Origin of the sequence: Streptomyces anulatus, from assembly GCF_014650675.1 — a bacterium.
In the GTDB taxonomy this organism is placed as follows: domain Bacteria; phylum Actinomycetota; class Actinomycetes; order Streptomycetales; family Streptomycetaceae; genus Streptomyces; species Streptomyces anulatus.
Genome location: NZ_BMVK01000037.1, coordinates 1 through 10,606, shown reverse-complemented (window position 1 = coordinate 10,606; position 10,606 = coordinate 1). Strand labels below are relative to the sequence as shown.

General features: G+C 68.0%; 6 protein-coding genes and 5 pseudogenes. 6 read left to right on the top strand and 5 right to left on the bottom strand.

Annotated elements, in window-relative coordinates; translation table 11 throughout:
- Positions 1-141 precede the first annotated feature (141 nt).
- Positions 142-369: a hypothetical protein gene (locus tag IE272_RS38425; protein WP_190010402.1), complete on the bottom strand. Its 228-nt coding sequence runs from the start codon at positions 367-369 to the stop codon at positions 142-144.
- Between the two features lie 216 nt (positions 370-585).
- Between IE272_RS38425 and IE272_RS38420 the strand changes: the two genes are divergently transcribed.
- Positions 586-1,959, top strand: a complete 1,374-nt coding sequence (locus IE272_RS38420; protein ID WP_190010400.1) for a tetratricopeptide repeat protein — start codon at positions 586-588, stop codon at positions 1,957-1,959.
- A gap of 183 nt (positions 1,960-2,142) precedes the next feature.
- Here IE272_RS38420 and IE272_RS38415 read toward each other — a convergent pair whose 3' ends face one another.
- Complete coding sequence (locus IE272_RS38415) at positions 2,143-2,601, bottom strand: hypothetical protein (protein ID WP_050362194.1); 459 nt, start codon at positions 2,599-2,601, stop codon at positions 2,143-2,145.
- Positions 2,602-2,800: 199 nt separating this feature from the next.
- On the opposite strand from IE272_RS38415, the pseudogene IE272_RS39410 reads away from it, so the two are divergent.
- The 3 pseudogenes from IE272_RS39410 to IE272_RS38400 form a co-directional block, all read left to right on the top strand.
- Positions 2,801-2,968: pseudogene (locus IE272_RS39410) on the top strand (hypothetical protein); the annotation flags it as partial.
- An 85-nt stretch (positions 2,969-3,053) separates the two neighbouring features.
- A pseudogene (locus IE272_RS38405) lies at positions 3,054-3,673 on the top strand (transposase); the annotation flags it as partial.
- Positions 3,674-4,078: 405 nt separating this feature from the next.
- A pseudogene (locus IE272_RS38400) lies at positions 4,079-4,285 on the top strand (AraC family transcriptional regulator); the annotation flags it as partial.
- A 321-nt stretch (positions 4,286-4,606) separates the two neighbouring features.
- Here the strand turns inward: IE272_RS38400 and IE272_RS38395 are convergent.
- The 3 genes and pseudogenes from IE272_RS38395 to IE272_RS39455 all read right to left on the bottom strand — a co-directional run bounded on the left by IE272_RS38395 (position 4,607) and on the right by IE272_RS39455 (position 7,506).
- Positions 4,607-5,391 (bottom strand): annotated as a pseudogene (locus IE272_RS38395) (transposase).
- Positions 5,388-6,290, bottom strand: a complete 903-nt coding sequence (locus tag IE272_RS38390; protein WP_190010398.1) for a hypothetical protein — start codon at positions 6,288-6,290, stop codon at positions 5,388-5,390. Before IE272_RS38390 ends, IE272_RS38395 begins: the two are co-directional and overlap by 4 nt.
- A 159-nt stretch (positions 6,291-6,449) precedes the next feature.
- A pseudogene (locus IE272_RS39455) lies at positions 6,450-7,506 on the bottom strand (IS630 family transposase).
- Between the two features lie 351 nt (positions 7,507-7,857).
- Here IE272_RS39455 and IE272_RS38375 point away from each other — a divergent pair.
- Positions 7,858-9,600 (top strand): endo-1,4-beta-xylanase, encoded by a 1,743-nt coding sequence (locus IE272_RS38375; RefSeq protein ID WP_050361690.1) that lies wholly within the window; start codon positions 7,858-7,860, stop codon positions 9,598-9,600.
- 760 nt (positions 9,601-10,360) lie between these two features.
- On the top strand, positions 10,361-10,606 hold a 246-nt coding region (locus IE272_RS38370; RefSeq protein WP_190010394.1), incomplete at its 3' end, for a hypothetical protein.

The window sequence follows — 10,606 nt, the reverse complement described above, 5'->3', positions numbered from 1 at the left end:
CCTGGCGTCGGGTGAGGAGTCTTTCGGGCCCGGACGGACCTCCGAATGATCCCGTGCTCTCCCAGTCCGCCCCTTCCAGTTCGGCCCAACTGATCCACGACGGGCTGTGCGAGTCCTCCCGTTCCCACTCGAAGGCGCGCGTTACAGCGCGGGAGGCGCCTCGCGGGAAGCCCCGTTGTGCCGCGAGCGGCTCGAAGGGCCCCCTCGGACGCCGAAGAGACAGCCGAAGGCTTCGTAGGACCGGCCGTCGTAGACGTGATCCAGGGCAATCGCGGGGTGCCAGCGGAAGAGCAGCTCGTCGTCATCGGGCTCCGAGCTGTCGATGTAGCTGTTCCGGATCTCGATGAATCCATGGATATCCGTGCCCATGAAGCCGATCATGGCAGGCCTGCCGGATCGCTGACCAGCAGATATCACTGCCGAGGCACGGCTCACCCGGCGCACCCAGGCAACTCCAATCCTTGATCCTCCGGACAAGCCCTAGGAGTTGTCGTCAAAGGCCAGGCCCACGTCGTGAGGGGGCGAGGGTGAGCGATCGGGCGGTGCCTCGGTGACATGTCGGTGGGTGCTTCTACGCTTCCGGCCATGGATATGGACGATCTTGCGTGGCAGGCGAGCAACTATCGCGGTCTATCCCCGAGAACGGTGCGTCTCCTGTTGGAACACGGTCATCTGAATCTGGTTGCCCAGGTGGCAGTGGATCGTGGCGAGTGGTTTTGTGCTGAGGGGGCGGTAGAGGAGTTGTGCCAGGCGGGGGACTTTGGGCGCGCGCTATCTGTGATGGAGCCGTTCGTCGGGACGGGGTGGCGGGCCGCCTTCTATGCGAAGGCCGAGATCCTGCTCCGGGCAGGCAGGACGAAGGAGGCTTTGGATCTGGTACGCCCGGAGGAAGCCGACCGGGCCTCCACGACCGAGTGTCGTGATCTTGCTGAGGTGCTCGGCAAGGCAGGGCGCATCGACGAGGCCATCGAACTGCTCGTCCCGCACCTCGACAAGTCGTGGCTCCTGTCCGTTCTGGTGGATATCACCGATGGGCAGGGCCGTGACGAGCGGGTGCTGGAGCTGATTGCCCCGTTCGCAGACCGTGCACGTCAGGCCCGCGGCGAAGCACACCGGGACTACGCCTTCTCCGACGCCCAGGAGTTGCAGGCTCGTGTGCTGGAGCGGGCGGGCCGTGCTGATGAGGCAATCCGGATCCTCGGCCAGGACATCGCCGGGCGCCGCTTCCTCGCTCAGAACACCCTCATCACCTATGCCGAACTGCTGGCACGTCACGGGCGGCTCGATGAGTTGCGCGAACTGGGTGGCGGCCAGGACGCGCGCACCGTCTTGGACGTCTATGCGGGTGCTCTGCGCAGCGACGGCCGGGTCGAGGAGGCCGAGGGCGTGATGAGAGACGCTATCGCCGCCGACGACTGGGTCGGGTACCGGGCCTGGCTTTCCTCGATGTTGCTGGCAGAAGGCCGGCTGGACGACGCGATCGTCGTCGCGGAGCCCGGCTTCGGCTGGTACGACTGCTCCAACCTCCTGGCACCACTCGTCCACCCACTGCTCGACCGCCCCGAGGAACTGCTCTATCTGGTCGAGCACCCAAGGGTTGTGCCCCACCACGGTCACGAGGAGTTCCAGCACTGGTGGCGGGCCTGGGCCCTGGCCGGCCTCGGCCGCGTCGACGAGGCGATCACCGTGGCTGGTCTTGACCGCCCCTGGTCCGATCCCCGTCTCGTCAAGGCCGACCTCCTCAAGCGGGCCGGCCGTCTTGACGACGCCGCCGAGGAACTGCGAGCCCTGGGCACGATCAAGGCACGTGAGGAACTGTGCGAGATCCTGGTCCTGCAAGGGCGGGCGGACGAGGCGATAGCCGTCCACCCCACAGTGGCGGAACAGCGCGCTGCCGAACCGAAGCCCGAGCCCGTCCCTCTCGGCAACAACGGGTACTCCCTGGAGCCACCTTTTTAGGTATTGCCCTTCGTTTCACCCACATCAGGAGTGAGGCGAGGTGACTGCTGCTTCGTAGGACTGGGCGGTCTTGTCGTATCGGGTGGAGACCCCGCGCCACTGCTTCAGGCGAGGCGGTGAAGTCCTTGCGTTCGACGAGCAGGGCCGGAGCGACTTCGCGGGGCCCGGCGACCGCGCGCGGCTCTACGGTGCGAGGTCCGTCGGGTCACCTGTCGCTTCAACGCTCCGCCAGCTCTTGTCCGCGGCGTGCCATCCGGCGCGCCGGTGGGTCAGGGGCAGGGAGTCGACGGGGTGCACGCGTGAGTGCCGGAGAACTGCGCGCAGGGCGATGAGCCCCGGGCCGGCGCCCTGGCGGACGGGTACTCCCGCGTCGAGTTCCTTCGCGGTGGGGAGCCGGGGGCAGTGGACGGAGTAGAGGTCTTTGGGTTCTGTTCCGGCCAGCCACAGCAGTATCCCGTTGCTCACCTCCTGCGCGCATTCGGCGTCGATGTCGTCGGGGCCGAGCGGGTTGACGAACTCGAAGCCGAGCCGTCCGTCCGGGAGCGGCTCGAAGTCCACGGTGAACCATGCGAAGCCGCCCATGCAGCTGGGCCGGGCGTAGCGGACGCGGACGTCGAGGCGAGGTTCGGCGGGGAATCGCATGCCGGAAGCCTGCCCGTGCGACCGGCGCCGGAGCAAGGAGGATCCCGGGTGCCTCCACGGTGACTGATGTGCGCTGAGCCCGTCGCGGGAGGCCCGGCGAGCGATAGCCGCCCAGAGCTGTGCAGGCACCACCGGCAACGCGTCTCGGTGGTGGTACCGGCGGCGAGGGTCTCCTCTCGAATCGTGTTCGAATACTCTGGTGGGTATCCGGCCGGATGGCTGGAAGTGTTCGATTCGGGATGGGTGGTGCTTCGTGAGCGGAGTGCACCTCCATGTCTCGTCCGGGTACTCGGCCCGGTACGGCGGGTCCCTTCCCGCCGATCTCGTACGCCGGGCCGCCGAGCGGGGCATCGGCACCCTCGCGCTGACCGACCGGGACACCGTCGCCGGGACGGTGCGCTTCGCGCACGCGGCCGCGGCCGCGGCCGCGGCCGCCGGCGTCCGGCCCTGGGGTGTACCTGCGGCGGCACGACACTCTCGCCCAGGTCGCTGCCGGGTTCGGCATCTCCGTCGGCACCGCGCACGCCTACGTGGCAGCCGTCGTCGACATGCTGGCCGACCACGCGCCCGGCCTGCTGCGCACCCTGCGCGAGGCCGACCCTGGCCACGTTCTGCTCGACGGCACTCTGGCGGAGTGCGACCGGGTCGGCGACAGCCGGGCCGACTACTCCCACAAGCACCGCCGGCATGGGGTGAACGTGCAGGTGGTGACGGATCCAGATGGTCGGCTGCTGTGGATCTCGCCTGCACTGCCCGGCCGCACGCATGACCTGACCGCGGCCCGCACTCACCGGATCATCCGGATCTGCGAACGGCAGGGCGTGCCAGTCCTGGCCGACCGCGCCTACATGGGAGCCGAACCGTGGGTGACGACACCCCTCAGACGCCCACCGGGCCGTGGCCTCACGCCCACCCAACAGACCGTCAACCGCGTGCTGTCCGCGGCACGGGCTGCGGTCGAGCGTGGCGTCGCACGGCTGAAGTCGTGGCGATCTTCCGCAAGGCCCGGTGCAGCCTGAATCGAATGTCGTCAATCGCTGCAGCCGTCCTCACCCTGGAGCGGCAACGCTGAATCCAAGGCACCGATTCATCGCGATGGAAGTCCGACAAGATCCAGGCCGTTGTTCGATGCTCTGCAGCAGCGCGGCAGTGAGATCGACGGCAGGTTCGGGCCGAGGCGGTTCCGCCCAACCGTGGGCGTCAGCCGCCTCCGCCTCCGCCGCTGGTGTTGTCCGGACCGAGGTCAGCCTCCCGGCTCTGGTTCGCGCCGGATCCCCAATGCTCGTAGCAGATGAGCCCCGCTCCGATGAGCAAGACGATCCCCGTAGCTATCAGCGATATCCATGCGCCGGCGTCCATGCTTGCGGATGTACCCACCGCTGTCAGTGCGAAGCCTCACCCTGGCCTCCATCGATCCGGAGCGATTCAGTGGGCGTTGTACAACTTGGCTGACAAGCCGGGTGCCTGAGGCGATTCTCTCCGCATCGTGCGGACGGACCACGGCAACGAGGCGGCAGGGGCCCTGGCCCGCCGACTGGTGGTCCCGCCGCGCCGCTCGGGCGGTCAGGAGCGCTACCTCGACAGGTCTTTATCGGAGGAGATCGGCACCGACCCGCTCGCCGAGGTCGTCGCCTGGGAGCTGGAGCACCTTCATGAGCAGTTCGACGTGGAGATTCTGGCGGCGTGAGCGTACATGAGCCGTCGTGACCCGGCGTTACTCGATCGTGCCACGTTGAAAAGGCTCAGTGAGCTGGTCGCTTGAGGCTGGTTCTAGTGAGCAACCTCCATGCCCTGCGAAGAGCGGAGGGGATCGAATCCGTAGGTGTCAGGGCCGACGGGGAGTGCGTCAATCGCTTTGGGCCCAGCCCCAGGGTGGTTATGTGGGTGTCATCTGCGCCTGCTCGGCGGGCAGTGGCGAGGAACTGACCTTCCGCTCCTTCAAGTACTCGACGCCCCCAGCGGAATAGGGGATCCGGTCGAGGTCTACCGTCCGGGCCGAGCTTCTTCAGCGTTGCCCCTCCAGCGTGAGGATGGCCTTGGCGATCGACGTCATGCGGTAGGGGCTGCATCGGGACCTGCGGAAGATGCGCCAGGACTTCAGCCTCGCGACGCCGCGTTCGACGGGTGCGGCCAGTGCCTGATTGGGGGACTTCCCGGTGGGGGTGAGTTCCTGCAGGGGTCTGCGTTTGACGCTGATTGTCAGCCATAGGCCGGCACCCTGGTAGGCAAGGTCGGCCAGGAGTGGGAACGCCTTGGCGTTCGCAGATCCGGATGATCCGGTGGGTGCGGGCGGCGGTCAGGTCGTGGGGGCGGCCCGGCAGGACGGGCGAGAGCCACAGCAGCCGGCCGCCTGGGTCGGTGACGACCTGCACGTTCACGCCGTGGCGCCGGTGTTTGTGCGAGTAGTCGGCCTGGCCATCGCCGACCCTGTCGCACTCGGCGGTGCCGTCGAAGGACGAAGTCGGGTTCGTGCTCGCGCAGTGTCTTCAGCAGGCCCGGTGCTCGTTCGGCGAGCAGGTCGACGACCGCGCGGGTGTAGGCGTGGACGGTGGACTCGCTGATTCCGAACCCGGCGGCGATCTCCGCGAGAGTGGTGTGCTCGCGCAGGTACACCAGTGCCACCATCGCGCGCTGGGACGGACGGAGCTTGCAGCGCCGGTCGCCCTCACAAGTAATGATCAGCATGGTCACCCACTCCACGAGTGCATGCGGCAGGTCGAGTGCGGCAGGATACTGAGCTTGAATGCGTGATGTCGGCCAGTCGTCCGTGATCAGGCCGGCTGCGGTCATCCCGCCTGGGATCGAGCCGGTGCGGTCCGTAGACGAGTGACCTGGGCCCGGATAGTCCGGCGCTCCCCGGCCTCGACGAGCACCGCGGCTCTGGCTTCCTCTCCGGCGTCGAACGCCGCCGGAGAGAAGCGGTCGCTGGCTCTGACGTGCCGTTCCCATTCGTCCTGCCAGAACTCCACCGTCCAGCCCGGCCACAACTCTGGTACTCGGTAAGCCTGTGGCGAGGAGTAAAGGGACCACCAACCCAGATGGCGGCGTTCCGGGTCGATGTGAATGCCGGAGTTTACGTGCAGGTGGCAGCCTCCGTGCCCGGGAGCGTCCGCCAGGCGGTCGAGCAGGGCGACGCCCTCGCTGACAGGATGGTCGAAGGCGTCAGAGGCGACGTGGCAGCGGCCGGTGCTGACCGTGATCACCACACCGCCCGGATCAGGCCCGGCCAAGTCCTCGTCGTCGGGGGCAAGGAACGGAGCCACAGAGGGGGCCGAATCGCGGCAGCGGACGTACTCCGGGTCCAGCCCGACGTACTCACGCAGTTCGGCCGAGCCGTCGTACAGCCAGCGGACCTCCCAGCCGGGCCACGCGGCTCGGATCAGCTCGAACACGGCCGCGCGGTGGCGGAGCTCAGTGCTGGGCCCCTCCCAGGCGAAGAACAGGAGTACCTTCCGGCCGAGGTCAAGCAGTATCCCGCCCTGGGCCATGGTGTCGTTCAACCACCAGCCGTCCTGGCGGAGTCCAGGAAGCATGGCGAGAACCGGCGTCGGCCCTTCCAGCAGGTCGAGGTCGATTCCGACCGCCCAGCCGGTCCGGTACAGCTCATGTGTGCCGTTCTCACGGACCACGATGACGTTGGCTCTGTCTCCCATCGGGTCAGGATGACCGGGCGGGAGGCTGTCGGCCATCCGTTTTCGGCGGCTTCAAAGCTCCGGTGTCCAGAGAGTGAAGGCGTGCCGACAGGGTGGGGCCGGAGTCGTGGTCATGTCCCGTGTAGTGGTTCAGTGATCATGTTCCAACGGTCATGCGGTGGGTGGTGCTGACTCCGAATGCGTGATGTCGGTCAGTCATCCGCTCAGGCCGGCGCCGGTCAGGCAGCCGTCGACCAGGTCCGGACGGTACTGGATCTGCTTGAGCCTGCGCTTGACGGCGCGGGTGATCTGGCCGAGGTCGGCTGCGGCGAGGTTGCCAATGTCGCGCTTGACCAGCGACCAGATGCCCTCCTGCGGGTTCAAATCCGGTGAGTAACTCGGAAGCTGGAAGACGGTGAGCCAGTCCGCGTGGTCGGCGATGAACTGGCGCATCGGCTCGGCCAGGTGCATGCGCAGGTTGTCCCAGACCAGCACGATCGGGCCGCCGAGCTGCATGTGCGCCCTGACCCGCAGGTCACGCAGGTCTCGCCACCCAATCCCCTTCGGCTCGCCCTTGCGGCCCCGGTACTCGCGGACCGCGTAAAACATCCGGGACCGCTTCCCCGGCCTGTAACAGGTCAGCACGGCCATAGATACCCGGCCCGAGCCCCGGCCACGGACCCGCACCACCGGCGTGCGGCCCCTGCGTCCCCAGCTTCTCGCGCGGCGGCGTCATCGACTGACCGGCTTCGTCCTCGAAGACGATCCAGCCGTCACACGCCGCCGCCGTGCTCTTACCCGCGGCCACGTCTCCTTCTTCCACACCTCGACCGCCGCGTCGTCGCGTTCGATCGCCCGACGGGCCGGCTGCTGCCAGGACCAGCCGTGCCGCTTCAGCAGCAGCCAGGTGCCCTCCACTGTGTAACTCACGTGGAACAGCCGGCCGATCAGCGTCTTGATCCGGGCCAGTGTCCACCGCTGGTCGGCCCAGCCGTGGACCAGCGGCCCCAATCTCCAACTCCCTTTCCAGCCTGGCGATCTGCGGGTCGCTGAGCCTCGGCTGCCCAGGCGATCCCTTCGACAGGACCCCCGCTTCGCCGCGCTCGCGCCACTGGCGACGCCACCGCTCCACCGACCGCTCGCTGACCCGCAGAGCGGCAGCGATCTCCCTGTTCCTTTGCCCGTCCTCGAAGCGTTCCACGGCCCGAAGCCGGACCCGCTCCCTCGCGGCCCTCCCGGCGTCGGTCAACCCGCCGCCCTGTGCGCATCTCACGGCCCAGGGCTACCGGAGCGGACCGGCCGCCGTCACGCGAACGGCTCCGACATTACCCAATCAAGTTAAGTAGATGACCAACGAGGCCCCCAGCAACGTAATTGAGACGTCAGATAACTCGATCAACAGCCCAGGGGCCTATCTCGTTGAATTCCCGGCTTATCACCCAATCGGTGGCCAACTCGAAGAAGCTCAGTGTTTGATGCGCCTTCCGCGCAGGCCGCAACCTTCCGGGCCCGCTCCGCCACACGAGCTGGGACGTGCCACAGAAGGCCGCCGTACCTCATGCGTGATGAACTGTGGCCCGGCTCAAGACGTTGATCTTGTCTCGAACAACGATTGGGAGGGGCCGTGGGCCTTGGTGGGGGGACGTGGCAGCGACTGACCGCCGTGGTGCTCGTCATGGCGGTGGCGGCCGGGTGTACGGGGCAGAGCGCAGGCCCGGGCGGCAGAAAGGACGAAGACCTGCTGCGGAACCACGACTGGACGCAGATGCCGGGCACCACCGCGCGGAACGACATCCTGCGGGTCAGCGCATCGGATCGGCACATCGTGGAGCAGGACTCCTCCGGCGGCCAGCCCAACCCCCCGCTGAACCTGGCCGGCCCGCACCTTAGGTCCGATGGCGACTTCACCGTCACCGCGCGCATGTCCGGTGTGGGTGACGATGGCGGCGACTCATGGCTGCGGCTGTACGGACGAGTACCGGTCATCTACGACGAGTGGCGGCAGGAGCGGCCCTCACTCCGCGTCGGCGTGACCGCCGACGGACAAGTGAAGGTACAGATATGGGACGGCGAGGGCGATGAGCCGGCCACCTCCCAGGCCTTCGGCTGCGGCTGCTCCGGGACGGTGACGCTCGCCGTGTCGAGCATCGGTGACACATTCCGTGTAAAAGCCGACGGGCGGCGGCTGGGAACCGTGCAGGACCCGGGGGTGTTCGCCGAGGGCACTGTCTGGTTCGGTCTGGAGGCGGACGCGGGCGAAGACGAGCGCCGCGAGGGATGGCGCCTGACGCAGCTGCTCGCGCGGGCAGAGAGCGGTGACTTGCTCCGCGTGATCAAGGCGCCGCAGCTACGCCAGGAGCAGTCCGACGACTCGCTGCGTGCGCGGGCCGCAGACGTGGGGCGGCCGTTCGACGTCGGCGCCGCCCTGGCCGAGAACCCGCTGCTCACCGACTCACGCTACCGGGCGCTCGCGGGGAGCCAGTTCTCCATGCTCACTCCGGAGAACGCGTTCAAGCCACAGTTCCTCCACCCACGCCGGGGCGTCTACGACTTCCGCGACGCGGACCTACTCGTACACTTCGCCCGCGCGAACGACATGAAGGTGCACGCGCACACCCTCGTCTGGCACGAGGCTCTGCCCAACTGGATGCGGGAGAACGACGACCCCGAGGAAGTGCGCCGGACCATGCTGCGCCATATCGCCATGGTCGCCGGGCACTTCAAGGGAAAAGTCACGGAATGGGATGTGGTCAACGAGCCCATGTCCGACGACGAGAAGAGCTACACCAACGGGGATCTCGGTCTGCGCTCCGAGCAGAGCCCGTGGTTCGAGGCCATGGGCGAGGAGTACATCGACGAGGCGTTCAGGGCCGCCCACCGGGCCGATCCGAAGGCACGGCTGTTCCTCAACGAGTACGGAGTCGAGGAGGAAGGCGAGCGGTGGGACGCCCTTTACGATCTGATCAAGCGGCTCAAGGAACGCGGCGTACCGATCGACGGCGTGGGTTTCCAGAACCATGAGTACGCACCCGGCGACCGCATCGACCCGGAGACCTTCCGCGGCCATGTGCGGGATCTGGCGGAGCTCGGGGTTCAGGCGCGGGTGTCGGAGATGGACGTCCCCATAGGTGAGGACGAGGAGGACGGGCGGCAGACCCAGGCTGATGAGATGGCGGGCAAGCTGCGGGTCTGCCTGCAGGAGCCGAACTGCACATCGTTCTCCACATGGGGCTTCACCGACCGGTACGGATCCACTGCCGACACCAAGATCTATCCTCCACGCACGGCCGATTCCCTGCCGTGGGACGGGGCCCTGCGGCCGAAGCTGGCGTACGAGCGCCTGCTCGAGGTCTTTGACGAGGCGTGAGGACTCGAGGTGCGATTTCTTGGTTTGGTGTTGATGGTAGCGAGAGTCAAAAGCAGCCCCTGCCGCCCGAGAGGCAGGGCTGCGGTCGATCCGGGCGGGCTACGCCTCGGGCTCAGCAGGGTTCACGAACCCCCGGATCGGACGGGGCCCCTCCGGGGCGCGCGAGTCCGGCACTTGCCCAGGCACCACTCGGCCACGAGCTCCGCGTAACCGCGAGTCAGTCCATTCCTGCGCCATGGGCACCGCCTGCCCAGCAGGCGGCTTCGGGATGATGACGATCTGCAGTCCGGGGCGTGCTGACACTGCGCGGCAACGGAAGCGAGGGCCCCGTCGGACGGCGGGCCCCACAGCTCGGCGTCCGCGGCGTACCCCAGATCCGCGATGGCCTGGCGGGTGCGGTCCAGGATCTCCGGGTCGTAGTCCGTTGGGTGGTGCCTGGGGAAGTGGTGGACGGAGCCCGCCTCGGAGGTTCTCGTGCAGCTGTGCGTACCTCGTGGCGCGTAGGAGCAGCGCGTGCCACCCCTCGTCGACGATGCGCGACGGGGCCAGGCCGATGCCCGGGGTGCGCGAGCAAGCGGCCACGAACTTCAGCCCATCCTCGACGATCCGGCCGGCCATCTCCTGGGACATGACGGGGTTGGCGTCCATGACGGTGGTGCGGCAGTTGCTGGTGAGGCGACCATCCCCGCGGACGTGGGGATGGTCCCGCTAAGGACTTCGACCGCGTGGACGAGGTGAGCTGCTCCCCGCGCGCGGGGGGATGGTCCCCCGCGCCGGGCGGTGGGTCCTCAACGCGAAGGCCACGCTCCTCGCCCCTCGAAACCACGGCGAACATCCCACCGCCCCCTACCCCGGGCCCGTCACCCTCGAAGCGACGGAGAACGGGGGCCTGCTGCTCGCCGACCTCCTGCACACCGGGGCACTGCTCCTCGACGGCACCGCCGACGCCGTCCTCGCCGTCGGCAGGGCGATGGCCCTGGAGACCGGGACGTGCGGGTGGACCGAC

Excerpts from the sequence above, each read along its gene's own strand:
- IE272_RS38390 (WP_190010398.1), bottom strand. The coding sequence starts at position 6,290 with ATGGCCGACAGCCTCCCGCCCGGTCATCCTGACCCGATGGGAGACAGA.
- IE272_RS38415 (WP_050362194.1), bottom strand. The coding sequence starts at position 2,601 with ATGCGATTCCCCGCCGAACCTCGCCTCGACGTCCGCGTCCGCTACGCC.
- IE272_RS38425 (WP_190010402.1), bottom strand. The coding sequence starts at position 369 with ATGGGCACGGATATCCATGGATTCATCGAGATCCGGAACAGCTACATC.
- IE272_RS38420 (WP_190010400.1), top strand. The coding sequence starts at position 586 with ATGGATATGGACGATCTTGCGTGGCAGGCGAGCAACTATCGCGGTCTA.